At 65.8% G+C, this 25,677-nt stretch carries 15 protein-coding genes; 9 read left to right on the plus strand and 6 right to left on the minus strand.

Annotation, left to right across the window (positions count from 1 at the left end):
- The first annotated feature begins 72 nt into the window (after positions 1-72).
- Positions 73-1,278: a tyrosine-type recombinase/integrase gene (locus ACFY36_RS49010; RefSeq protein ID WP_499752803.1), complete on the plus strand. Its 1,206-nt coding sequence runs from the start codon at positions 73-75 to the stop codon at positions 1,276-1,278.
- A gap of 15 nt (positions 1,279-1,293) precedes the next feature.
- On the opposite strand, the gene ACFY36_RS49015 is transcribed toward ACFY36_RS49010, so the two are convergent.
- From ACFY36_RS49015 to ACFY36_RS49035, 5 genes are all read right to left on the minus strand, one after another.
- Complete coding sequence (locus tag ACFY36_RS49015) at positions 1,294-1,833, minus strand: hypothetical protein (protein WP_499752804.1); 540 nt, start codon at positions 1,831-1,833, stop codon at positions 1,294-1,296.
- Positions 1,834-1,835: 2 nt separating this feature from the next.
- Positions 1,836-2,399 carry a hypothetical protein gene (locus ACFY36_RS49020; RefSeq protein ID WP_499752805.1) on the minus strand — a complete coding sequence of 188 codons (564 nt, stop codon included), beginning with the start codon at positions 2,397-2,399 and terminating at the stop codon, positions 1,836-1,838.
- Positions 2,400-2,496: 97 nt separating this feature from the next.
- Complete coding sequence (locus ACFY36_RS49025; RefSeq protein ID WP_499752806.1) at positions 2,497-4,710, minus strand: DEAD/DEAH box helicase; 2,214 nt, start codon at positions 4,708-4,710, stop codon at positions 2,497-2,499.
- A gap of 46 nt (positions 4,711-4,756) precedes the next feature.
- Positions 4,757-6,148, minus strand: a complete 1,392-nt coding sequence (locus tag ACFY36_RS49030; RefSeq protein ID WP_499752807.1) for a hypothetical protein — start codon at positions 6,146-6,148, stop codon at positions 4,757-4,759.
- Positions 6,149-6,335: 187 nt separating this feature from the next.
- Positions 6,336-6,686, minus strand: coding sequence for a hypothetical protein (locus ACFY36_RS49035; RefSeq protein ID WP_499752808.1), 351 nt, complete (start codon positions 6,684-6,686; stop codon positions 6,336-6,338).
- A 642-nt stretch (positions 6,687-7,328) separates the two neighbouring features.
- Here ACFY36_RS49035 and ACFY36_RS49040 point away from each other — a divergent pair.
- The 6 genes from ACFY36_RS49040 (at position 7,329) to ACFY36_RS49065 (ending at position 21,747) form a co-directional block, all read left to right on the plus strand.
- Positions 7,329-7,769, plus strand: coding sequence for a hypothetical protein (locus ACFY36_RS49040; protein ID WP_499752809.1), 441 nt, complete (start codon positions 7,329-7,331; stop codon positions 7,767-7,769).
- A gap of 628 nt (positions 7,770-8,397) precedes the next feature.
- Positions 8,398-9,237 (plus strand): hypothetical protein, encoded by an 840-nt coding sequence (locus ACFY36_RS49045; protein WP_499752810.1) that lies wholly within the window; start codon positions 8,398-8,400, stop codon positions 9,235-9,237.
- Positions 9,238-9,353: 116 nt separating this feature from the next.
- Positions 9,354-10,481, plus strand: a complete 1,128-nt coding sequence (locus tag ACFY36_RS49050; RefSeq protein WP_499752811.1) for a TIGR02391 family protein — start codon at positions 9,354-9,356, stop codon at positions 10,479-10,481.
- A gap of 735 nt (positions 10,482-11,216) precedes the next feature.
- Positions 11,217-18,077, plus strand: coding sequence for an AAA family ATPase (locus ACFY36_RS49055; RefSeq protein WP_499752812.1), 6,861 nt, complete (start codon positions 11,217-11,219; stop codon positions 18,075-18,077).
- A 1,046-nt stretch (positions 18,078-19,123) separates the two neighbouring features.
- On the plus strand, positions 19,124-20,347 hold the full coding sequence (locus ACFY36_RS49060) for a DUF3500 domain-containing protein (RefSeq protein ID WP_499752813.1): 1,224 nt from the start codon (positions 19,124-19,126) through the stop codon (positions 20,345-20,347).
- Positions 20,344-21,747, plus strand: coding sequence for a nickel/cobalt transporter (locus ACFY36_RS49065; protein WP_499752814.1), 1,404 nt, complete (start codon positions 20,344-20,346; stop codon positions 21,745-21,747). The genes ACFY36_RS49060 and ACFY36_RS49065 overlap by 4 nt, the downstream gene beginning before the upstream one ends.
- A 78-nt stretch (positions 21,748-21,825) precedes the next feature.
- On the opposite strand, the gene ACFY36_RS49070 is transcribed toward ACFY36_RS49065, so the two are convergent.
- Positions 21,826-22,053: an RICIN domain-containing protein gene (locus ACFY36_RS49070; RefSeq protein ID WP_499752815.1), complete on the minus strand. Its 228-nt coding sequence runs from the start codon at positions 22,051-22,053 to the stop codon at positions 21,826-21,828.
- A gap of 198 nt (positions 22,054-22,251) precedes the next feature.
- On the opposite strand from ACFY36_RS49070, the gene ACFY36_RS49075 reads away from it, so the two are divergent.
- Together ACFY36_RS49075 and ACFY36_RS49080 are read left to right on the plus strand one after the other, a co-directional pair.
- On the plus strand, positions 22,252-24,099 hold the full coding sequence (locus ACFY36_RS49075) for a sigma-70 family RNA polymerase sigma factor (RefSeq protein ID WP_499752816.1): 1,848 nt from the start codon (positions 22,252-22,254) through the stop codon (positions 24,097-24,099).
- Between the two features lie 109 nt (positions 24,100-24,208).
- On the plus strand, positions 24,209-25,567 hold the full coding sequence (locus ACFY36_RS49080) for a hypothetical protein (RefSeq protein WP_499752817.1): 1,359 nt from the start codon (positions 24,209-24,211) through the stop codon (positions 25,565-25,567).
- Positions 25,568-25,677: the final 110 nt, after the last annotated feature.

Here is a 25,677-nt window from a genome sequence, read left to right on the forward strand (position 1 = left end):
CTTGCAAGAATGCCTTTGTCATCCCTTCGGGTGACCCCCTTCAGGTGTCACCCGAAGGGATGATCTCGGTGGTTGGCTTGCCCGGGTGCCACTCGTGATCTGAGCCGCGCTCACCTGCATCTGCTCAAAGCCAGCAGCACCCTCGCCAGGCGAGCTCACGGTTTCACCGATGAGCAACGACGCCTCCTGCTAGATGCCCACCACGTGTTGGGCAACGCGCTACGCGGCGAGCATGAACATTTCGACCGCCTCCGAGCAGCACCCCGCGACGTCAGCGGCGAGGTGACTGCGGACATGACCGTGGAACAACTCGGCGACGCCTGGATCGACGAGATCATCATCGAAAACCGGGTCAAGAGACAGACCGTCGACCACTACACCGGCAACCTGCGCTACTTGATCCTGCCCGCCATCGGGGACATGGCCATCCGGGAAGCCACCGTCGGGGCGATCGACCGCTACCTCAAGACCCTCGCCCGAACCCATCCTGCCGGGGCGCAGCGGAGTAAGAGCACCCTGTTACAGATGTTCAGCCTGGCCGTCCGTCACGGCGCACTTCCCGCCAACCCGGTCCGTGACGTCGGCCGGCTACCGAGACCACACAGAACAGTCCAGGCCATGACCTCCGACGAGATCACCAGAGTCCGGCACGCTCCGCACCTGTGGCGCACCACCAAAGCCGTCGGGCCGAGGAAAAGCCGCGCCTGCACTGATCTGTTCGACCTGCTCCTAGCGACCGGCTGCCGGATCGGCGAGGCTTGTGCTCTTCGCTGGCAGGACATCGACCTGCACGCCGGAACACTCACGGTCGCTGGCACCATGATCTTCCTGAGAAACACCGGCTGGCAGCGCCAGGAGTTCCCCAAGACCGCCACTGGGCAACGCACGATCCACTTGCCGCCGTTCGCCCTGACCATGCTCCGGCGCCGCCAGGCGGAGGAACCCCATTGCCCGGACGACCCCCTCTTCGCCAGCCGCACCGGCACGTTCGTACAGCCGGACAACATGCGCCGCTCGCTGCGCTGCGCCCTGCAACGACAGACCGACCTGAAATGGGTCAGTCCCCACGTGTTCCGCAAGACCGTCGCTACCATCCTGAGCGGACACGGCCTGGCCACCGAAGCCGCCGCCCAACTCGGGCACGTCGATGAGAGCATCACGAAGAAGTTCTACGTCCAGAAACCCTCGACCGCCCCCGACGTCAGCCACGTCCTGCAGATCCTGATCGACCCGAATTTCGGCGTCCCGATCGCCGCCGAGTCGATGCCGACGAGTTGAGGGAAACTCAATGCGTTAGAGGTGACCCTGCTTCTTCAGCAGCCAAGCAGGCAGGGAGCCGCCCTGTCGAGCGACATGCACGCACAGCTCGCGCTCGCTGTACCCGCCCTCAACGCCGCTACCTACGGAGGCCCAGAACGCCTTCGACGATCCCGAATGCCCGCTGCCGGTGTGCCACACCACGCCGGGATGCTCGGCGCGCAGCGCTCGAAGAGCGGCAGCGGCCAGACCGCTGCGCTGGTATCGCTTGATGGTGTGCGGCTTGTCGACCCAGCCGATCCGGCAATGCGGGCAGACGACGTACTCCACGACGAAGGCCATGCCGCCGTTGAGGTTGGCCTGGCGGCACCGCCAGCCGAAGTAGCGGCCGGAGTCGGTGTCCTGCCACGGGCTGTTCAGCATGGGCAGCTGCGCGGTGGTGTAGCGCGGCCGCCGGTCGATACGTCCCCGGGACAGGTGGTATACGGCGGTCCAGATCGGCTTGCGGTTTGGCCAACGAACGACGTGAGTCGCCGCCTGCTCGCGCAGCCGCCGCAGATCGCGCTCGAGATCCACGTTCATATTGCCCGGCCGTTCTCGAGGCCCAGGCGTTTGAGCGCCCAACCCGGCAACACCCCGCCATGGTGAGAGACATGCACGCACAGCTCTTCTGAGCGGTAGCCGCCGGGCACGCCCTCACCCACCGCGGCCCAGAACGCTTTCGAGTCGGGCATGTGCCCGCTTGCGGCGTACCAGGCCGTCACCTCGGGATGCTCGGCGCGAAGAGCCCCAAGGCCAGCGGCGGCCAGCCCGCGGCGCTGGTACCGCTCATCGGTGTAGGGCCGGTCGACCCAGCCGATCGCGCAGTGCGGGCACACGATGTACTCCACGACGAAGGCCTCGCCGCCGTGCAGGTTCGCCTGCCTGCACCGCCACCCGGGGTATCGGCCGGAGTCGGTGTCCTGCCACGAACTGTTCAGCCTGGGCAGATCGCTGAGTGTGGGCTGGGGTCGTTTGTCGATCCGGCCGCGTGTCAGGTGATAGAGCGCTGTGACGATTGGTGTTCGGATCGACAACCGGGCGACATCGGTCATCGCTTGCTCGCGTAGTAGCCGCAGCTTCCTTTCGAGATCGGCGTCCACGGGTGCCTCGTCTTCCTGCGCTCGATGGGCATCGTTTCGGGACGTGGGCTTCAGTGCTGCGTTTCCTCGTTCGGCCTGCCGGATGGCCGGTAGGGGATCATGGCTTGTTCAGGCGGTCGGTCTCGGCGTCGATGATGCGTTCCTGGTCGAGCGCACCGACTTCGTAGTCGAGCAGCCGGGGGTCGGTCGCGGCGCCGGAGGCTCGCTTGGCGACGCTGTCGTGCGCGTACGCCCGGAACAGTTTGCGTTTGTCGTGCAGTAGCTCCTCGAGACGTTCGTCGACCGAGTCTTTCGCGAGCAGCCGGTGAACGCGCACCATGCGCGGCTGTCCCATGCGGTAGGCGCGGCGGATCGCTTGTTCCTCGGTTGAGGGTTTGAGCTGTGGTTCGGCGAGCACGACCACGGAGGCGGCCTGGATGTTGAGGCCCTGGCCGATCGCCTCGATCTGGCCGATCAACACGTGGTGCCCCTCGTAGGCGGTGAATCGTTCGATGTGTTCGTGCCGGCGCGCCGCCGGGATGTCGCCGTGCAGCACAATCTGCGGTGTGCCGGCCAGGGTGACAGAGATCGTGTCGATCACGTTCCGGAACTGGGAGAAGATGATGACCTTCCAGCCGTCGTCAGCGGACTCGGCGATGATCTCCCGCAACCGGACGATCTTCGCCGGCGTGTTTTGGCCAGGTGTGGCGTACGCGGCCCGGCGCATGTCGGGGAAGTGGCGGCGGGCGACCGCGTCGGCGTACACCTGGGCTTCAGTGGGCTCCATCTCGACCCAGTCGTCCATTTCGACGAGCTCGGGCAGTTCCTGCAGTACGTCTTCCTGGTTCCGGCGCAGATACACGGCCGCGACCCGTTCCCGAAACCGGACCGGGTCGACGAACGCCTTCTCGTTCGGAATCAACCGGTCCGCCAGGCGAGGGTCGAGGTAGCGCACCAAGTTCCGGAACTCGGATACCCGGTTCTCCATCGGCGTGCCGGTCAGCAGCAGGACCCGGTCGGCGTGCCGGGTGAGCGCGGCGACGTTTTGTGACTGGGCCGCCGCCGGGTTCTTGATTTTGTGGGCTTCGTCCACGACGAGCAGGTCGATGCGGAACCCGGGCGGCAGGTTCAGCGTGCCGAGCATCCGATAGGTCGTTACGGCGACACCGCCACCGGCGATCCACGCCTGTAGGGCCTGCTGCCGATCCGGTCCGTGCAGGCGCAGGCCCTGCAGCCGGCTGTGCGCGTCGATCTCCATCAACCAGTTGACGAGCACGCTCGCCGGCACCACCACCAACGTCGCCATCCTGCCGCGGCGAGCCAGGTGCGCCATCACCGCGATCGCCTCGATGGTCTTACCCAGCCCCATCTCGTCGCCCAGGATCGCCGCATTGCGCGACAACACATACTGGGCGCCGAACGCCTGGTAAGCGCGAAGCCGGACCGTCAACAGGGCGCCGTCCAGCGTGATCCGTTCGGCGGCCTGCGCGACAGCGTGCGGCACGTGACCGGTCTCGGCTGCGCCCGTCGCGGTCTCACCACGGACGGCCGCCAACAGCGTCTGGTAGACGGCGGCGGCCTGGCTGAAGTCGCGCCACACGATCGCCTCCGGCACCCGCCGGGCCTCGTCCCTTGCCGCGTTCAGGTCAGCGAACGCGGCATCCACCGCCGCAGTGTCCGGGCCGGTGAGCAACGCGGCGAGCTCGTGGAGCGCCTTCTGATCGTCGGCTTTCGCCGTCTGACCGGCGAAGATGCGCCGAAGCAGACGCCCGCCTTTGCTTGCCGTTGTGATAGCCGGCGGCAGCGCGGCGACCAAACGTTGCCGGAACTCTTCGACGCCGGTGATGATCCGAGTTGCTGTCACGAGCTCCCGTAGACCCCGCAGGAGCACGGTATGGCCCGGTGTCGGACGGCTGGCGTCCAGCCGGACCACGGTTTCCTGTGCGATCGACATCCGCGCCAGTTCCGCAGCGCGGATGATCGCCGCAACGGACGGCGGACCCAGCTGAGGCAGCGCTTGAAGACGCTGCGGGCTGGCCGTCAGAACGGCCCAGACCGTCGTGTATCCGTGATCGGTCAGCGCCTTCTGCCCGTGAAGGCGTTTGGGAGCGAAGGTCCGTAACTCTGTTACCGGCATGCTCTCGAGCCGCTGCCGTACGACGGCGCTATGCAGCTGATCATGCTCCCGTCGCAGCTGAGCGACCAAGTCTGCGGGGATGTCGCCGAGCCGCTGCGCGTCGCGGTACAGCCCTTCACCGGCGGCGACCAGCTTCCGGGCCTCACCGCGGTTGACGAAACCGCCGGATGTTCCGGCTTCCTCGCCGACAGTCATCGACCGCTCCATACAAGAACATGCGACATAGGGAGGGCTGGCATGGTCAGTCGTTCTCGATCCTGATCACCAGAGCGCTGCCGTCGTCGCCCACCGAGAAGGCGTCCCCGGGCGGGCGACGGCGCCGTTGCGTCCACCACCGGCGAAGCCATCCAGCATTACGCAGATAACGAGGAAGGTCGCCGTCGGCGAGCTGCCGATACAGGTGACTCTCCAAACCCCGAAACACTGCCAGGGTGCGGCCGTCACCCAACCGCATCCGCTGGGTGTGACCCAACAGGGTCGGGCCGCCTTGCGGAAAACGAATGCGATCGTGGGTGGAGTTGGACCATGACTCGAAGTCGTCCAGCGGCTCCTGCTGCCAGCCCAGCTGCCGCGGGGTCGCATAGCCAGACGCGGACGCGTTGTTCCCCGCGAACGCCAGCATCGCCGCCGCCGTCGTCGAACTCAGTACCTGAGTGAACCAGGGCCGATGATCCGCAGGGATCTGATACGGCGGGGGAGTACCGAGCACCTGCTCGCCATCGGAGGCCTCGTCGGAGGCTTCGGTGTGGTCGCTCGACGGCGGGGCGAGCGGAGGGAGCCAACGTCCAGGCCGCCAGTCCTTCTCCGCCGGCGGCTCTGACAAGAGATGCCGCAGATCCTCCGGATCGCCGGACCAAAGCTCGTCGTCACCGGGCGGGTCGAACACGTACGAGCAGATGCCAGTGTCCCTCAGCCGCGAGGCGACCATCAGCCCGTACAGCGGCTCGTTGCCCACCGCAACAGTGCGGACCTGCAAACTCGCATCGGCCAGCTGCTTCTTGACGTCTCGCATCTCCTGGTGCGTGCCCTTACATTCCAGCACCGTCACATGCACCGCCGTGCCCGGGTCGCCGCGCTTGAAGCCGATCAGAAAGTAGTCCGGCCGCTTCTTCGTCGCCGGCCGGTTCCTGACCTCACCCGGCAGACCCCGGATGTACCCCGCTTTCAACGCGACGTCAGCGTCAACCACGTGGTAAGTCAATGTCGGATGCAGCTCCCGCAGCACAGCCCGGGCCACCACCAGCGCCAACCCGATGCCCAGCTGCTCCGACTGGGCCACCTTGTGGTGGTGCACGACCGACTGCGCCGCATCCGGCGCCAGCGCCAGCATCTCGCGGCGGGACCGCATCGTCGCGCAGTACCGGACATGCGCCCACAACTGAGCCACCGGAAGAAACCGCGACCGGCTGACGAACGTAGTCGCCACACCGAGCTCACGCAGGACATCAGCCGGACTGGTCGTCAGCGGGGACGGCACCGACACCGGACTCGGCGCCTTCAGATAGCTGATGTTGCCCTTGACCCGCGGCTTCTTCTCCGCAAGGACATGCACCTCATCAGCGAGCTCCGGCGGCGAGAACACCGGCAACTGCGCGGACGTACGCAACCGCTGCAACACCCGCTCGATGTCCACGCTCGGCGTCGAGCGGCTGATTCTTGAACGTCGATACGGCACACTCCACAACGTAGTCACCAGGTCGCCCACAGTGAAAGTGAGTGAATGCTTGTATCCCGGCCACACGCCACGAGCTCAGGGCCGAGCCCGGCTGGTCGGCACAGACGATGACCTTTAGTGGGTGGGTGGGCGTCGACGACCTTGATCAGGGGAGTGGGCTGCCCGGCTCCATCCAGCCCCCGGACGTTCCACGTAAGCCCGTGACGAAAGTGCCGCCCCAGCGACGGCCGGACACGGTGAACTCTCTGAACCCGCACGCGCCGGCGAACTCGTTGACGTCGAAGTTCGGGTCGTTGTAGGCGAGCACCTGAGCGGCCACCCACATCGCGTTGACCTTCACGCATTCGGTCTGTACGGGGTCGAGCTGCGCGGTCCCGTAGGCGTTGCTGTCGCGCTCGCGGCGATGTCCGGCCCGGTCGGCCCGGAACGGAGCGTCCGACCAGTCGTGCATAGCGATTTCGGCCGCGAACTGGGTGGCCAGGCGGCTCAAGGCCATGATTCCCTCCGACAGGGATGAAGCGGTGCCGAACCCCCGACGGGCCGACCGTGGCATCACCGTAGGCTGCGGTCGGCGAGCAGAATCGCACAAACTGTCAGGCACCTCGGTCTGATCCTCAAAGCCGGTAAACGAAGGGTCGCCAGGCGCTTCCGTCAATCCAAGCCCTCTGCTCAGCTGGGGATCGGCCGTGTCCTCACTCGTCCGGACGAACTCGCTCTCCAAGACGCCGAGACCGCCGACAGAACTCCGAACTTAAGCCGTATCGTTGCCCCGGAGCCGCTTCATGAGGACGACAAGGGTTGGAGCCCGATCTTCCGCCAAGCCCTACCACTGAATGTGTACGAGGTTCGTCGCGTCCCCACCCTGGCTGCCGCGGTCCGGGACGCGGCTGAGCTAGAGATGCACCATGCCCCACACCTCGGATAGGCACCGCCGCGCGGCGCGGCGCCGCCTCACCTACGAGCCGGCCGCTTGGCCGCTGCCGGCCTGCCGCCACGCGATCAGACGATCGCCATGCCCATGTGCCCTCGCCGATCGTCACCGTTCGGAGAGAGTCGCGGTCGAACTCTCGTCACCCACTACCGAAACCGCTGTCGATCGCTACTATTCTGCCCAACGTGACCCGGCAGAGCGACTGACATGAGAAACGCGAATGGCCGCGAGGTAGGGCCGATCAAGGCCGCGGCTATGAGCTTTCGCGTAGCCCTTGACTCGGGCTGCCTCCGGCTCGCCCGACTCGCCGCCTTTCCGCACGGCTCGTGCGGCGACACCTGTGAGCTGCTGGGCCAGTTCTTGATCGACTCCGGGCTGGGGGAGTGGCGTTTCAGTGCAGGAGTACGGAATCACTCCCTCGCTACACACGCCTGGCTTGAGCAGGATGGTCTGATCCTCGACATCACTGCCGACCAGTTCCCGGAGATCGACGAACCAGTGCTGCTTACCCGCGATCGGGTATGGCACGACCAGTTCTCCCTGATCGAGCGACACCGCACAGCAAACCTCGAGTACCTCCTCCTCCTGGACTCCCCGGCCGACGCTGAGTGGACCTACCACGAGCTGTGCCGCCGTGCCGGTCAATAATCCGCGATGCCGCGACATACGGCGCGGCGCGACAGCGGCCACGCCATCCCAAACAGCACCGGAAAGGGGCAGCACCAATGCCGGTCCGCTTAGCAGACCTCCCTCCCGCAGACTGCGACCAGGACCTCTCCGTCTTCCTCGCGTTGCCGGCAATCACACGCCTGGCGTGGCCCGACGAGGTTGTCCAACAGTGGCTCTACGATCACGGCCGACACCTCGAATTCCTCGATGACTACGGCAACCTCGACCTCAGCCCGATCCAGTGGACGCTCAAGGACGTAGCAATCGATGACTTGAAGAACGCTCCCACCGGACCGAGCGACCAAGCCTGGCTCGACCGCGTCGCCGCAGAACATCGATACTGGCTGAGCCTGCGCCCGCAGCGCTACCGCGACGCCTGGGAAAACCAGGGGAGCTGGCTAGTCCGCCCATACTCATCACCCGGGACCTGCTGCGCCCGGGAACCCCCGGCCTTCAACTCATCGAGGGCCGTATGCGCATGGGAATCCTCCAAGGCAGGTCCGCCGACGGCCTGCGCGTCGCTGACACCCACCAAGCGTGGGTCGGCTCAGCCTCGACCTCTGCCCACCCGAAAACGCAACCGAAGACGGCCGAATAGGAGACATCATTGCTGGTACTCGACTGCGAGACGCCTGACACCGCCGTCTCGTCACTGAGCCGCGCCACCGTAGTGCCGCCGCAGGACCTGCTCAAAGCCATCCAACACGCCGATCAATCCCTAGCCCGGCCGTGGCAAGATCCCTCGAGCGCCCTCCCGGAGAACGCACTCTCAGCTGTCGGCGTCGACATCGAGAAAGTGGCCTTCGACGCCGCCTATTACTTCCACGGCACGCGAACCGTCGACCCCAGGCTCTTCCTCGCCGACGGCATCAAGCCACTCGGCCTGGTCCTCGACCAACTGTGGAACGCGCTGCATCTGCTGTGCGCCGACGACATGCCGGCCGACCGGTGGAAGGCCATTCGTCACGAGCTCGAACACGGAATCCCTCGCAGCCGGTCCGATGGCCACCGCGCATGGCTGTACCGGCTGAAACAACCCAATCCTGCGCACCACGGCCCCTACGCGTCCCTCATCCGCGAGCACACCCTGAACCCCATCGACGGCCAACACGATTACCTGACGACCCCAGAGATCGTCCAAGACATCGCCGGGCACATCGGAGGCGACCTCCAGGCAAGATTCGAGGCCGCAGCGACAAGCTGCATTGTCAAGTTCCGGCACCCCGAAGTCGGCCTGCACCAGATCGAAGCCACCATCTGGTATCTCCACCGCCACCTGAACGGCGAGCCACTCGACTGGAATACGCTCCACTTTATCGACTGTCGTAACGTCGCGGTGCCGGCCGTCGCCGTCGAGTACGTCGATGAGATCGAGCCGAAGAGCCGACCCGACCATCCACGGGCAAGCCGACACCGCCATCTGCGAAGTGGCGACGCCGTTGGCTAACGGTTCGCAGATCCCAGCGGCTCCTTGACGGATGGCAGCGCGGATGTTGCCAAGCGCGAAACCGTGGGGGCGCTAGCCTGTGCCGGCGGTCATACCTCCGAAAGAGAGCTGCTGGCATGAGCTGGGATGATATCGAGATCCTTCGGCGAATCGACCGCCACCAAAGTCAGCACGGTGGCGGAGAACTGTGGAGCGTCAACGGCAAGGACCTGATGGAGGAGGTCGCAGGAGCGCTGGTGCCTGAAGATCACCGACACCGCGGATTCGTGCGGGAACTGCACAACCTGCGCGATGCGGGGTATCTGCGGCTCACCGTCGACTCGATGGTGAGCGGCGCCCTCCCGGACCCGGATACCAACCCGTACTTCTACCTGCAGCAGGTCCGCAGATTCGCGCTCACGACCGCAGGCCAGGACCGAGCTCGCGGCCGTGTCGTGTTCACCACCACCCCGGATCCCGCCGAAGACGACGGCCGCCCCATCAGCAAGCTGGTGTGCAAGCAGGTCGCCGAAAGTATCGCCAGCCAGTATCGACCTGATCAGATCCGCCTCTTCTTGGAAGATGCGGGTATCCCACTTGACCGCCTGCCCCTGCCAGAAGGGGAGCGAGAAGTCGATGTCGATGTCGTGCTGGTGGCCCTGGATCGATGGGGCTCCGACGGCCGCCGCACCCTGCGCTCCTTCCTTGGACAGTGGCTGGACGGACGCCTACACACCGGACCGGACGACGAACTGCGGACCACAATCATCGATCAGCTCGCCCGTCAAGGCTGGTATCTCGCCGATGACCGGCTTGTAGTCGGGGAGCCCGCAGCCGGCAAACGAGTCAGCTCACCGGTGCTACGGGAAGCGCGCCTCGCAGCACTGCATCCCCAAGTGGTAGCCGCCGCAAAACCATATCTCCGCAGCGGACACCACGCCGCAGCGGTATTCGAATCCATGAAAGCTGTGGTCAACCGGGTCAAGTCCGCCACCGGGCTCGACCGCGACGGTGTGGACCTGATGAACCGAGCCTTCTCTCCACACGCACCGATGCTTGTCCTCGGAGGATCAGAAACAACCACACAGCGAAACGTCCAAGCTGGCTACCGTGAACTCTTCGTCGGCGCCGTACAGGCAATCCGCAACCCGCCAGCCCACGAAGCCATGGGCACCATGGACGTCAACGAAGCGTTCGAACTCCTCAACCTCGCGAGCCTGCTCATGCGCCTGCTCGACAATGCGATGCCTTCGCCTGAGCGCTGACGGCACCAGCCAAGAACTCGACCGGGCGATACCCGGATCCGTATGGCCAGCCGCTTGAATGCTGCGACCGTGGAGTACGGAGCATGCATCACGCTGATCTTGCAGCTGGCCTCACCCCCACCTCGACCTCTGCAAGTCGAATGGGTCGACTCGATCCTGGATCGCCGCCTTGACCAACTCGACGGCACACGCAGTACGGACGGCGTGGCCGAATCACTTTCGCTCACTTGGATCGGCGCGCACCCGACGGCGCGATCGTGTTTCTGCCCTCGCCGCCGACTCGCTTGCCATCGCTGAAGCCGCGACCCGCGACATCATGCGGCAGGCCCCGGACCGAAGCGAGCTACTCACCGACTGGGTGATCACTAGCCGCGAGGTCGGCTCGAACGAACAGGTTGTCGAGGTGGACCGTAAGCCGCCGACGCCCCGCCGTTCCTCCCGATGGCCCGGCGAGGGCGCCGTCGCCAACACCGAGACGTCCTCGTGTGCTCGAGGGCCTGCCCGAACGATTCGCGCACCGCCACAACGGCTGCCTCTCCTGCCGGTTCTTCGTCGCCACCATCATGATCACGACGCGGCTCGCCGCCGCCCAATGGACTCCGCCTGGCAAGCGGACGCGGCGACACAGCTGACAAGGTGGCGCGCTACGAAGATTGAGCGCCGGGTGGTTTGGTCGATCTTGGAGTCGTCATAATGTAGTGCTGGACATGCTTTATCAGGTACAGGTGAGGGCAATTGGAAAGCGTCAGCGCGAGCGGCGAGCAGGAGGCCATCCGCGGGTATGGATACCAATACGATCATGTAGCGGCCATCGCCTACGACCTGTACCGCGAGAAGGGCGAGTTTGAGCTGCGGCTTGTCGACCCTGAGGCCGGAGCGGTCGACGACTGTGTCTTGGTCCGGCCTGGCCCCGCGCCGGAAGTGCATGGATATCAGTACAAATCCGCCAGTGGGAATCTGACTCTGGCCGCTCTACTGACAGAGCGTAAGACCCGAGGTGGGAAACCGAAGGCATCGCTGTTTGCCGAACTTGTCGAGGGCTGGCGAAAGCTGCGTACCCGGTACGGCGGGCACAAGGTGATCGTGCACCTCGTGTCGCCTGAACCGTTGTCTCGCTGGGACCGCCCATTCGCGGCCGCGTTGAAATCGATCGGGCCAACTGGGACAACCGGGCCAAGCCCGCAGCACTCGGCGGCGTTCGCTGCAGCGATCCTGCAGCCATTACGTGAGGGCAAGACTCTTCCCGAGACAGATCAACTGTGGAAGCCGGTACTGGCCTGGGTTCAACAGCAGGCTAGTTTGCAGCCGGACGAAGTCGAACCCTTCCTCGCATCACTGGATATCGATACGGAGACCGCTGCTGCGATGCCTGCGCGTCCGGATCGGCTACCACCTGATCAACGCCTGGACGATGTTGGACGCCTTGCAGCCGTGCTCTACCGGCGCGTGCAGGACAGCGAACCTGGCGAGGCCGTTGTCCTTCACCCCGATGATGTCGCCGCATTGGCCGGATTCGGCAGCCGAGGCAGGCGCCGGCACCTCCACCGATTCCCTGTCGAGTTCGATCGATATACGCCGTTGGTTGCCGCAGAAGAAGCGCTTACCGTCGCGCTCGACACGACCCGAAGCGGCTATCTGTGCGTGCTAGGGCCACCAGGAAGCGGGAAATCGACGCTGATCGCTCACGCGACACCGGCGCTTGCCGATCGCGTGATCACCTACTTGGCCTTCCTTCCCGGCGATGCAGCTGCGGCCGGGCGCGCATCGGCCACTGACTTCCTCCACGACGTGGTAGTCCAGCTTGAAGAATCGGCGTTGCGCGTCAAGGACAGTTTGCCCGAGCGCGACGTCCACGAACTGCGTCTCAGGTTCCAGAAACAGCTGGCTGCGGCCAGCAAAGAATTCATCAAGACGGGACGCCGCACGTTTGTGATCGTCGACGGACTGGATCACGTCGTCCGCGCGGAGGTGAGTGAGCCCCTGCTCTCCGAACTGCCGTCACCCGCGGCAGTCCCTGACGGCGTGATCATCCTGCTCGGTTCGCAGAACCTCACCTTGGTCAATCCCCGGATCGTGCATCACGTAAGCGAGCCGCTCGCGGACGGCAGCAGCCGAACGATTGACCTCACCGCGCACCGATTGGCAACGGTCGCAGTGCAACGAGCATGCCGCCAGATCGCCGCAGAGACCCCCGGGCTTGTGCTGACCAACCGCCAGATCGACCGGGTCGCGCAGTTGGTGAATGGGCACCCGCTGGCCCTGGGATACGTGACTAACGCGCTCGTCGACCTCGCCGGTCCGCTTGAGCATCCGGGCGACGGCCCGATACCTACGGCCGATGTGGACGAGGCGTTGATCCGGTGCGTTCGCTATTCCGGCAGCGTGGCCGACGACTACGCAGCCTATCTGGCCGACTTGCCCGAACGAGACGCGGTGCGTCAGCTCCTCGGCGACATGGCCCGCCTCCGGTCGCCCATCGACATAGGATGGGTTAAGAGCTGGGCGAACGAGACCGCGCTGCAGGGCCTGCGCGGCATCAGGCACCTCTTCCGGATCCTGGACCGCAAGTCGTGGATGTTCTTCCACGATTCGTTCCGCCAGTTCGTTCTTGAGTCAACTCGCGTCAACGTGCTCGGCGACCCCGACCCCGATGCCGACATCACCCGACACGCAGTCCTGGCAGACAGGTGCGCGTCAGCAGACGAAAACACACGTGAGCGCGGCGAAGAATTCTTCCACGCGTCCCAGGCCGGCCAGCCCCAACGCGCCCTCGCTCTGGCAACACCACACCACCTACGGGCCCGGTTCCTGGCAGGCACCTCACCAGTCGTCCTTACCGAGGACATCCACATCGCTCTGCGCCTGGCCGCGCAGGAAGACGACGCTGCATCACTCGTTGGACTCATGTTGATTCACGCCGAACTCCGCTCCCGCGAGCAGGCGCTCCAAGAAGTCGACCTGACCGGAATGTGGATCAGCGCCGGCGACCCGGCCGCCGCCATCGCACACGCCCTGCCCGACGGCACGCCGCGCATCTCCTCCCGCTTCGCGCTGCAGGCGGCAATCCGACTCGACGAGATCGCCCATCCCGCCGCCCGACTTTTGTTCGACGCCGCGGACATCCGCGAAATCGACGCCGTCGGAAGCAGCGAATACTGGGACACACTGCAGGCTTGGGCGGCTGGCACGGCACGTTTTCGTCCTCTCTCGGTGATCCACACCATCCTGCGTCGAATGTCCGAGCGTGCCGCGGGCCGCCGATCCACGCGAAGGGATCTCGACGCGTACGCACTCGGTGGCCGCGCTGCACATTTCGCTGGCTACGCCATCGCGGAACTCCTGCGGATCGGACGAACCGGCGACGCCGAAGAACTCGCGGCCGCCCTGCGTAGTGCGCTGCTCGGCACGCTCGCGGCCAGCCCACACGAAAACAGCCGCGACTCCAACCGCAGCCCCGGCGAATCGGCGTATCAGACTATTGCGGAGGCAAGTCTGCAAATCGCGGCCGAGCAGCTCAAGGCCGGCCACCTTTCCCAGGCGTTCGACACACTCCGTAGCCTGGCGTTACCAGCCGGCGATGACAACGCAGGGCAAAGCATCCTTGCTGTTACCGATCGGGCTTCCCGTGGCGACGCCGCCCGGCTCGCGCTGCAGATCGCGGTCGCTAGCACAAACCCTGACTCCGAAGAAACACCAACTACTGCGGACAGCGAGCAAGCCGAGTCCGATTCGACTGCAAGGACACTCGCCGCATCTGCCTTTGCTTTCGGCAACGACCTGCTGGCCGGCATCGGGAATCCCGCAGCGATAGTCATCAGAGACCTGTCGGCCGTCGAGGACGTGTATGACGTGCTGTCCGCAGCAGTGATCGAACGCGTCAACCCGATAGTTGCCGCCGGTCACCAGGCTCGTCTAACCGGTCTCGCGCTCACGGCGGACCTCCTGATCACGGCAGCTCCTCAGCTGCTCCGCCCACTGACTGACCAGCCGACGGACGCTCGAATCGACCCCAATCATGTCAGTCGCAACCAGCGCGTGCCCGCGCACGACGAACAGCTGAACAAGACGATCACGGACCTTGCCGTGTTTAACGCGGCCACGATCCTCGATGCTCTGCCTACTCTGACGATGCGGGGCCTGGCACTACGCGTGCTTGCTGCCATGCCGAAAGTTGCCGAAGGGCTTTCGCTCAGGGACCGCACCTCTCGGATCAACAGCGCGCTGCTTCGCATCCTCGTCGATGTTGCCGCCCGCCATTCTCAGGAACTGCTTCGCTTCGTCGCGACGGGGATGAACGAATGGGACGACGGCTCCCTACTATGGGGCGAAATATCAGGGGGAAGCCGAGATGACGACTACGGCGCCCACCAACGGCAAATACTGGGCCTCTACATCCTGCAGCACGGCGTGCAGCCCGACTGGCTCGCCGGGGCCGTCGCAGAGGTCGACCGCGAGATTGAGTATGCGGCCGGCGCGTACGAGCGTACCGACCTGCTTGTCACCCAGGCCGCCGCGCATCTGCACATGGGCGACACTCAGATGGGCCGGACGCTGCTCGACCGCGTCATGCCCGAATCCTTCAGCCCCTACTGGCGGAAAGACCCGCAACTCGACGTCTGGATCCAATGGCTGATCCGCGCGACACAGGGCAACCCGGGAGCGCTGCTGAGCGAAGCTGAAGAACTCGCGCCGTTGATTGCCGCCCTTGCCGAAGCCACCGAAGGCAGCGCCGAAGCTGCCGCCGAGCGCCTTCTATGCTCAGTTGCCGAAGCCGCCCCACGTCACGCGGTGCGCTTGGCCGCCTGGCAGTTGGCACAAGGCTCACTGTCGTTCGCCGCGGCTCACAACGCCCTGGTAGCAGGGATGGGCCGGAAGCTACTGGAAGCCCACGACGGCGATCCGCGCGATCCCAACGCCGAACAGACTGCCCAACTCCTCTGCGCTGTGGTAGCAGCTCTGCTCGGACCGATGTGCCCGACTGTCCCCACGGAGGCGCTCACGTCCCTGCGAAGCCTCATCGAACAGATGCCGTCCCCAGCAGCGGCGATCATGACCGAGCAGTTGTCCCGAGCGGTCGACGTCCATGTTCCCGGCGGAGCCCGCCGGCACTGGCGCGATGTGCTCGAACTCCCAGCCACTCCCACGAGCCGACGAGACGAATCGGACGACGAAGCCAGCCTGAAATCGCAGCAGTCGGTCCGTTCATCCAGAGACTGGGGCACAAGCGACTACGGGCACTTCAAACACATCGACGGATCAACTCGAACCCCAGAGGCCATGAGGGACGAAATCTCGGATCTCGACTCCGCCCTGACTTGGCGATCACTACAAGCAGACCCCGGAACCTTCTCCTGGACGCCCATCCTTCGTCGCCTGATCCGCAAGGCAGACGACCAACAGCTTGAGAAACTCGTCCAAGCATTCAGCGGTGTCCACGACGAGGCGACCCTACTCGTGGCCGTGGCACACCAACGGCTGGCAAACGGAAACCCGGACGCAGCAGCGGCCACCGCGCGAGCTGCTCTCGGCAGAGCCGAACCGGTCTCGTGGGACCGCCACCACAGCGCCGGCATCCGCAGAAAGGCCTGGAGCATCCTCGCCGCCTGTGAGGGGCAGCAGACCCGCAGCGAGGCGATGCAGGACCTAGTCGAACTCCTCGTTGCAGCCGACTACTGGCCAGGTGAGCTGATGCTGCAGCTGGACGACATCCTCCCTGTCATCGCCCCAAGCCTGCCCGCGAAGACAGTGTGGGTCCAGGTCCGCCAACATCTGCTCGCCATGAGCACCGGAATCCCGACACACGGCCCCGCCCCGCTCGAAGGACCGATCCACGGTGGTTGGTGGGCTCAGCAACGCCCCATGCTGGAAGCTGACAGGCAGCCCTACAGCAAACCATCGCGCCCGGACACAAACGCAAGCCAAACTCCGCCCGCCGAACTCATTCAACAGGCACTACTAGAGCTGACCTTTACCGACCTGGACCACCCGGCGTGGACCGTTCGTGAAGGAGCAAGCGCAGTCCTATCCTGGGCCCTCACCCAAACGGGATCCTTGGCTAAAGACTCCGGAACCCGCGCCGCGTCGTTGCTGTTGAGCCGAACTCCGCGACTGGAACTCGCTGCCCCTCTCGCACCCGCTGCCCTCACTGTCGGCACAGTGCTATCGCCTAGCACAGGGGGCGCGGAAGCGGACCAACCGGAAGATGCCGCGCTGGCCGGCGACCTGATACGCGAAACGGCGGCACGCGCCGTTGCCGCAGCCGGCCGCAAAGACCTCGCATCTTCCTCCGTCCTAGGCGCAGGAAGCGGGTCGTGGCTTGTCGATGGTTGCCTGCGACAAGCAGCCGTCATCGACGATCGCATCAGAGCCCCGCTGACCCCACTGCCAGCGATCTATCACCTCGCCGTTCCCCGAACGCGACGACGCCTGCCCGACGCCGTTGACCAGTTCGGCCCATACGCGCGCAGAATTCACGAGCTTGCTGAACAAGCCGACATGGATCCCGCGATCCTGCTGCGCCGGCTCAACACTCTCGCCAGCCGCGCGATGCAACACCTGCCCGACGACCACGCAATCCAACAGGCCGCGACCGGGATGTCGCTCCACGGGATGCTGGTGCCGCCGCCCTGGGCACAAGCAGTCCGCGCAGCCTTCGGTCGAATGGTGGCCGAGTTGATCGCGGCACAACTGATACAGCCCAACGACCGTCAGCACGCGGCCCATCTCCGCCTGACGGACATCGGTCTGGTAACCCAACCGTACGTCGCTACTCCACCCTGGGTGCCCACACCTCGTGTTGACGATTGGCTAAGCGAAGAGCTATGGCTCGGCGACACAGAACCGCAGCTTGAAAGATATGCCGCACGCCTGGTCGCCGACGAGACAAACGGCGAGAACGCCAATCTCAACAGCCGCCTCACCCTCACCTCCAACCTTCTCGACGTCGCCGCGACCGTGGACATCGAGTCGAGCATCACGCTCATCGGCGCTGACCACGAGTTCGTCACAGGTCAGCGCAGCGACCGCGGCGAGCGATACATGCTGTCCGCCACGTTCGATCAATCCAACAGGCCAACCCCGAGTCCGCGCTCCAATCTCGTTCTGTTGCCCGAACCGGCACCGGCGATAGCCATGCAGAAAGTCAAAGACTGGCGCCTGGAAGACGGCACCTTTAATCCCGCGGTTCATGCTCAGCCCACTCGTTTGTCCGACCTTGCCGAACTGCCCCTAGTCGTCTGGACGACCTCCGCCGCATTGCACAACAACGCCACCACGTGGGTCTGCCTCAGCCCTGTCGTAGCCATCGCACATGGTTGGAAGCCCCACCCAAAGCAGCCTCTCTGTTGGCAAGACTCAAGTGGAAACATAACCGCGGCAACCGTGCTCTGGCGGCGATCGACGCTCAACACCAAGAACGGCAGCGATAAAACAGTCGGCGAAGGCAGTGCTGTGATCCTGACGAATGACGGCAAGAATTCCCTCGAACGCACAGCCCCGCTCAAAAGGGTCCACCAACTGACCCGCTATGCTATCGAAGACGGATATCAGCGGCCAGAATCGCAGCGCGTCGTCACGTCTCTGCTCCGTGCCGAGTAATGCAACATGTGCTGCAATGGCTTATCGCCGTATCCGCTCAAGATAAGAATGGACGAGTCAAGGTGCCGCGCCGTCGGATCAGGAGCACGGCGCTCGTCCGTCAGCTCGCATGTACCTGAACTCCGAAACAAGAGCTCAAACCCGTCACGCGGCCCCCGCTGAGTGAAGGAAAACGACGAAACCCCAGCTAGAGTGGCTAACGCGGGGTTTGTCGGGACGCACCGCTAGCGACCCCTTTACTCGGCCGAGTATACTTTTCAGCGACCTGGTAAAACGTTTGTTAGCACGTCGCTGCCCCCAATAAATGCTGGGGGTCAAGGGGTCGCAGGTTCAATCCTGTCAGCCCGACATTTTGAAGCGTTTCCGCAGTTCAGAGACTTGCGGGAACGCTTTTTCATGGATGCATTTCGATGGTGGCAGGCGATAGACCTCTTGACCCGGTACGAGTTCGCCGTCTCCACAATGAACCTCCGGCCGAGTCTCCGCAGCTCAAGCCCCATTTTCGATGGTCTGGCGGGTGAGGCGCGGCTTAGATGGTGCCCTTGACTCGGCCATTTCCGCCCCATGCAAACCCAAGTTTTCGCAGGTCACAGCGTTTTAGCTTGATGGCGAGGCGGGTCTCGTAGCTTGCACGCCGCTCAGCGCTACTGGAGAAAGCAAGCGCCGTCCGAGGGACCCCTTAACGCCGCTCCAGAAGCGGTATGCCTGCAGCAGTTCTTCCGCTGGTTGCTCGAAGAAGGCGAGATCGAGCGGTCTCCGATGTCCGGGATGCCGCAACCGATGGCCGAGCAGAGCCGGCCTGATCGCCGGCGCCGGCAAGCCCAGCACCCGCGCCGCAGACTGACGCCCGCCTGACGGCTTCACCATCAGCGGGGGAGTGGCCGCCACTGGCCGCTCCGGCCTGGCCGTTGGGTTCCGGCGTTCTTCGCACAGGGCTGGCTGCCGGTCACGTGGCACTTGAGCTGATCATCCCTCTTGCGATTCATAGGTGATGCATAGGTACGAAACGAACCTCTATGGCCGATTCCGGCATTACGCTCCGGATCATGTGGCTCTCTTCTCAACAGCAGTGTGCCGCCCGTGTCGGGCGGATCGCTCTGACCGGTCTGCTCCTCGCGGGCTTGGCGGCGTGCGGCGATGATGACTCTTCTTCGTCTTCGAGTAGTTCGTCGAGTTCGGCGGCGTCGTACGGGTCGGACACAGCGGGGATCGTGGCGGCGGCGAACGCTTTTCTGGGCACGTTGAGCAGCACGGAGAAAGACAGCGTGCTGTTCGATCGGGGTGACAAGGAGCAGCAGCAGCGCTGGTCGAATTTCCCGGAGGGGTTGTTCACCCGGGCCGGTCTCATGGTCGGCAATCTGGATCAGAGCAAGGTGGACGCTTTCCTGACGCTCATGAGGACGACGATGAGCACCGAGGGCTACAACCGGGTCATGGCGGAGTGGGCGGCCGACGACGCCCTGGCCGCCACCGACAGCAGCAGCGGGACGGGCACGGCCAGCGGGGCGCCGGGCGGCGGGATGTCGGGTGGCCCGCCCAGCGGCGCGATGCCGGGAGGTTCGGGTGGCCCTTCGGGTGGTGCGATGCCGAGCGGTATGGGCTCGAGCGGCGGCACGGGTATGGGCAGCATGCAGTACGGCAAGAAGTACTACTGGATGGCGATCATCGGGGAGCCGTCGGCGACCGAGGCGTGGCAGTGGCAGTTCGGCGGTCACCACGTGACGGTCAACGCCACGGTCAAAGGCGACGACCTGTCGATGACGCCGAGCTTCATCGGCGCGCAGCCGGGCACATACACCTCCGACGGCGCCGAGGTGCGGCCGCTGGGCGACATCATCGACGAGGCGTACGCCCTGGTGAGTTCCTTCGACGCCGCGGACAAGAAGAAGGCCGTGCTCGGCTCGTCCTACATCGATCTGGTGCTCGGCCCCGGCGAGGACTGCAAGACCATCCAGTCCGAGGGCCTGGCCGGCGCCGACATGTCGGCCGAGCAGCAGACCGCGTTCCTGAAGCTGATCGACGAGTACGGTTCGCTGGCCAACGACACGAAGGCCGCGACCCGGCTGGCCCAGTTGAAGACCGATCTGGCCAAGACCTATTTCGCCTGGTACGGGCCGACGACCTCCGGCAGCGCCTCCTACTTCCGGGTGACCGGCCCGCACCTGGTCATCGAATATTCGCCGCAGTCCATGGGCGGCGACGCCGCCGACCACATCCACGGCATCTACCGTGACCCGACGAACGACTACGGCGGCACGGTCTGCTCGTGAAGCGTCTTCTCCTGCTGGCCGCCCCGCTGTTCTGTGTGCTGCTGCCGTCCCAGCCGGCGGCGGCACACCCCCTCGACGTCTACTTGCAGGCCGCGTACGTGACCCCGGCCCCGTCGGCCATCGCGGTCGAGCTCGCCCTCACTCCCGGTGTGCTGGTCGCGCCGAGTGCACTGACCGACCTCGACGCCGACCGGGACCGTCAGATCATCCAGGCCGAGGCCGAGGCGTACGCCCGGAGGGTCTTCCAGCACGTCTCCGTGAGCACCGACGACCGTGCACTGCCGCTGACGATCACGAAGGTGGAGGTGCCGTCGTATCTGGCGATTCAGGCCGGGTACGGAACCGTGCGTATCCAGGCGCAGGCGTCCGGCGCACCCGCCACCGTGGGAAGTCACACCGTGGTCTTCCGCAACGACTTCGCCCCGCAAGGCGCCGCCTACCAGGTGAACGCGCTCATCGACCAGAAGCAGCCGGTGACCGTGGGCACGCAGCGCCGCGACAAGACCCAACGGCAGAGCCGCATCGACTACAGCATCGACGCCGCGACTAGCGACGTCGTCACGCCGGCCGAAGCGGAGAGTCCGCCGGACGGCCGTCTGGCGGGTTATCTCGGCTCGTCGTCGCTGTCGGTCACCCTGGTGCTGTTCGCGCTGGCCATGGCCGCGCTGCTGGGCGCTCTGCACGCGCTCACCCCGGGGCATGCGAAGACGTTGATGGCGGCATATCTGATCGGCAGCGGCGGCACCACCCGCAACGCCCTGACCCTCGGCGCGGTCGTCACTTTCACCCACACCGCATCAGTCATCGTTATCGGCCTGGTCGCCCTGTTCGCCAGCCAATTCCTCGTACCCGGCGTACTCGTACCCGCGCTGGAAATCATTGCGGGCGTTTTGGTGCTGGCCATCGGCGTACGGCTGATCCGGCGCCGCTGGCACGCCCGAGCCGCCCGGCCCGCGCACGTGCATGACCGCGAGCCGGTTCTCGTCGGAGCCGGGCACACCCACCACCATGACCACGTGCATGAGCACGGCGGCCAGCCCCACTCACACGCCCTGCCCGCCGGCGGGATCACCCCGCGCGGCCTCATCGCCATGGGCGTCTCCGGCGGCCTCGTGCCCTGCCCCGAAGCCCTCGGCGTCATGGTCGTGGCCGTCGGCGTCAACCGCACCGTGTTCGGCCTCGGGCTGATCCTGTCCTTCAGCCTCGGCCTCGCCGCCGTCCTGATGGGCTTGGGTATCCTGTTGGTCCGCTCGCGCAGCCTGATCAGCCGCTTCGAGGGTGTTTCGCGCCGCTGGACAACGATTCTCCCCGCGATCAGCGCCATGGTCGTCACCGTTCTCGGCGCCGGCCTGCTGGCGAAGGGCCTGCTCGCCGGGCTGCCACTGCTCCCGTTGACATAGGTCGCCTCCGGCCAGTGCCGAGGAGGCTGCGATTCTGGCGGGCCCCGCTAAACCTGCTCGGCCTTCTTGTGCTGCGGTTCAGCGGCCGAGCAGCCGCCATGTCTGGTTCAGCGGGTCGTTCTGGTTGACCGGGTTACACGTCCACTGGTGGATGCGGGCCCGGGCCGCGGTGGAGATGCCACTGACGTCGACGCATTTGCCGGTCTGCTGGTTGGCCACGGTGTAGGTGTTGGCGAGTCCGGCCACCGGCGCCAACGTGCCCAGCCTGGTCAGCACATACTCCGGACCGCAAGCCGACATCGTCATGTAGTGACTCCTGGTAATGGCGCGGGTGCCGGGTGTTTGCTCCAAGGAAGGGGCCTGACCAGGAAGAATTCACAGGCGAAAAACTGATACGGCATCGGCGGTGCGCGGGCGCAGTACGGGGTGCTCACCCAGCGTTGACACGCTGGAGATCGGAAACCTAGGGTCGCTTCGACCCCCAGAGAGTGGATTTCCTTCACCATGAGCACGGCGCCGCGCAGTGATCGCAAGCTCGTCCTGGCCGCGCAGGCCGGGGACGAACGGGCGCGGGACGCCCTCGTGCGCCGCTATCTGCCGCTGGTCTACAACATCGTCGGGCGGGCCCTCAGTGGCCGGCCCGACGTGGACGACGTCGTGCAGGACTGCATGCTGCGCATCGTCCGTGACCTGCCGCAGCTGCGGGAGCCGTCACGGCTGCGGGCATGGGCCGGCTCGATCGCCGTCGCCCGGATCAGCTCGTATCGCGCCGAGCTCGAGGCCCACGCCTTCGTGCCGCTGGAGTCGGCACCCGAGGACGGCGTCGACTTCGAGGGCGAAACGATCCTGCGGCTCGAATTGTCCGGGCAACGGCGTGAGGTCGTCGAGGCGACCCGCTGGCTCGACCCCGGCGAACGGCTGGTGCTGTCGTTGTGGTGGCTGGAGGCGGCCGGTCAGATCAGCCGGGCCGAACTGGCGCAGATGCTGGACACCACGGTGGCGTACGCCGGCGTACGGGTTCAGCGCATGCGCGCTCAACTCGACACCTGCCGCTCGGTCGTGGCCGCGCTCGACCAGCGCGGCTGCCCCGGCATGTGGACCGTCCTCGACGGCTGGGACGGCAGGCCCGGCCCGCTGTGGCGCAAACGGATCGCCCGGCACGTTCGCGACTGCCCGATGTGCGACCGGGACGCGACCGCCCGGATCGCACCGGAACGGCTGCTGCTCGGTTGTGCCCTGGTCCCGGCGCCGGCGGCGCTGGGAGGAAAGCTGACGATCGCGGCAGGCGGCGGAAGCGGCCCCGCGACGCCGGGCCGGGTGGCCCGCAGATTGCGGTCCAACCCCGTCGCCGCGGCGGTCACCGCAGTCGCCTTGGTCGCGGCCGCCGCCGTTGCCTACGCGCGCGTGCCGGAGTCGCAGGAGCAGCCGGTCGGCCAGATCGTGGCCGCGACGCCGAGCAGTGAAGCGCCGGCGCCGGTGCCGTCGCGGACGACAGCGACCAGGGCGGCGCCGAAACCGTCGCCGACGTCATCCCCGACACCGTCGCCCAGCCCGTCCGTGAAGGCCCTGTCCCGGCGCTGGGCCAACTGGCCGATGCCGGCCAAAGCCTCGTACAAGGTCAAGGGTGAGACCGTCCACGACACCGTGACCGGTCTGGTCTGGCAGCGAGGATTCTCCAAGGACGCGCTGCCCTGGGCGCAGGCCAAGCAGTACTGCGCCGACCTCGACCTCGCCGGGGGCGGCTGGCACCTGCCCACCCGGATCGAGCTGACCTCGATCGTCGATCACGGCCGCTACCAGCCGGCGATTGACGTCGACGCCTTTCCCGGTACGCCGCCGAAGTTCTTCTGGTCGTCTACGCCGTGGGTGGTCAGCCCGGGCTGGGCTGCCTGGACGTTCAACTTCTTCGAGGGGCTGACCAGCAACGCCGGCCGGCTCGAGGGGCTGGGTTTCGCCCGCTGCGTCCGGTCCGGCAACGGCAGCGGCGACCCGGACTACCGGATCAGCAAGGGTCAGGTCACCGACCCGACGACCGGCCTGGTCTGGCAACGGACGGGCCCGACCGGAGTGATGAGCCCGCAGGCCGCCACCGCCTACTGCGCCGGCCTGTCCCTGGCCGGGCACGGCGACTGGCGGCTACCGAGCGTCAAGGAGATCGCCACCACCGTCGACGACAAGCGAGTTCGCCCGGCCATCGACATCAGTGCTTTTCCGAACACTGTGGGTAACGGCTGGTATTGGACGTCGACACCGTCCGGCCCAGAACCGGGAAAGCGGTGGGCGCTCAATTACGACGACGGTTACACCAACTATCGCAAGGCGACCGAAGCTTTCGTGCGCTGCGTCCGCTGAAAAAGTGATATGCCGTCCGATGAATCGGAGCGCACGATTCTTCATGGATATCCACCGAACGACGAAATAGCCTTCGGGGGATCCCCCATTCCCCTAGGAGTCGAACCTTATGAGATCTCGTTTGTGGATCGGTGCGGCCGCTGTCGCGGCCGGAGCCGTGCTGATCGGAACGGGAACGGCGCTCGCCTGGACGCACGGCCCCGGCGAGCGCGCCGACCGTCACGCCGAGGCGGGAGCCCAGCGTTCCCGGCCGTCGCACTCGGCGAGCGCCGGCCGTCCGGCGTCGCGCCCGGCCACGCCCGCTTCCCCGGCCACCGCCAGCCCGTCGGCGACCAGCGTGGCCCCGGCCGCCACCAGCGCTTCCCCGGCTACCACGGTCCAGCCCGCCGCTACAGTGACCAGCGGCGCCCCGGCGGCGGCTCCGGCCTGTGGCGCCGGCGCGTTCAACGCCGAGGTGGTCAAGAGCGGCGACACCTGGACCTCGCGTAACGGCGACCGGGTCGTCTACACCGGCACCGACATGCTCGCCGCCGTCCAGACCTCGGTGAACAACCTGACCCCGGGGCGCACCAGCAAGGAACGGGTGGTGGTCCGCGGGTCAGGCACGGTCAAGGCAAACCAATGGATCCGACTGGGGGATTACACCGTCCTCGACGTGTGCGGCACCATCACCGCGACCGGTGACGGAGCCTACGACTACGGGCTGATCTACGCCCGGGCCGTGCACGACATCGAGGTGCAGCACCTCACGATCAAGAGCAGCTCCTATTACGGCGTCTTCCTGCGGGACGTGACGAACGCCAAGCTCGGTCAGATCACCATTGACGGCACCTATATCGGCGTACGGGTCGACGTCGCCAAGGGCTCGACCAACTGGAGCCGGAACATCGCCGTCGACAATCTGACCGTCAGTAACACTCTGTCGCAGGGCATGGAAACCCTGCGTGTCGACGGACTGAAGGTCGGCACGGTGACCGCGCACGACACCGGCGAGTCGGGGCTGCTGCTCAACACCACGGTCAACGCCGAGATCGGCACGGTCGACGGGGACAACGCGGGGGCCGGCACCGGGTATGCGGCGTTCCGGATGGCCAACCGCAACGGCCGGATCGGCGACTCGTACGCCACCAATGTGCACGTCGGCCTGGTCAAGGCCCGCCAAGGCGGCCGGGGCATCTTCTGTGTGTCGGAGAGCGGCGGCGTGCTGATCGACCGGGTCGACATCGCCGGCACCGGCAATCATCCGGTCCTGATCGAGAACTGCTACAACGTCACCATCGCGAGCGGCTCGATCACCGGCCCCGGCGACATCCGCATCGCCGCCCGCGCCGAGTTCCCGGTCACCAGCGACGTGACGCTGAAGAACCTCACCGTCACCAACGCCCAGATCGTCGAGACGCCCTGCTCAACGCGGCTCACCGTCGCCGACGTCAAGCTGGCCGGCGGCGCCACCATCAAGCGCTGCTGAGATCACCACCAGCAAAAGGCCGGCGAGGCTCAGCCTCGCCGGCCTTTTCGTGCGCCCCGGAAGAGCCGGCCCGGATATCACTTTTTCCCAGGAAGTTCTTTGTGGAGCGT

This window comes from Actinoplanes sp. NPDC000266 (assembly GCF_042899005.1).
Taxonomy (GTDB): Bacteria; Actinomycetota; Actinomycetes; order Mycobacteriales; family Micromonosporaceae; genus Actinoplanes.

What these genes read in the sequence shown, in the direction of transcription:
- ACFY36_RS49070 (WP_499752815.1), bottom strand. Translation starts at nt 22,053, where the DNA reads ATGACGATGTCGGCTTGCGGTCCGGAGTATGTGCTGACCAGGCTGGGC.
- ACFY36_RS49040 (WP_499752809.1), top strand. Translation starts at nt 7,329, where the DNA reads ATGAGAAACGCGAATGGCCGCGAGGTAGGGCCGATCAAGGCCGCGGCT.
- ACFY36_RS49075 (WP_499752816.1), top strand. Translation starts at nt 22,252, where the DNA reads ATGAGCACGGCGCCGCGCAGTGATCGCAAGCTCGTCCTGGCCGCGCAG.
- ACFY36_RS49060 (WP_499752813.1), top strand. Translation starts at nt 19,124, where the DNA reads ATGTGGCTCTCTTCTCAACAGCAGTGTGCCGCCCGTGTCGGGCGGATC.
- ACFY36_RS49080 (WP_499752817.1), top strand. Translation starts at nt 24,209, where the DNA reads ATGAGATCTCGTTTGTGGATCGGTGCGGCCGCTGTCGCGGCCGGAGCC.
- ACFY36_RS49025 (WP_499752806.1), bottom strand. Translation starts at nt 4,710, where the DNA reads ATGACTGTCGGCGAGGAAGCCGGAACATCCGGCGGTTTCGTCAACCGC.
- ACFY36_RS49050 (WP_499752811.1), top strand. Translation starts at nt 9,354, where the DNA reads ATGAGCTGGGATGATATCGAGATCCTTCGGCGAATCGACCGCCACCAA.
- ACFY36_RS49035 (WP_499752808.1), bottom strand. Translation starts at nt 6,686, where the DNA reads ATGGCCTTGAGCCGCCTGGCCACCCAGTTCGCGGCCGAAATCGCTATG.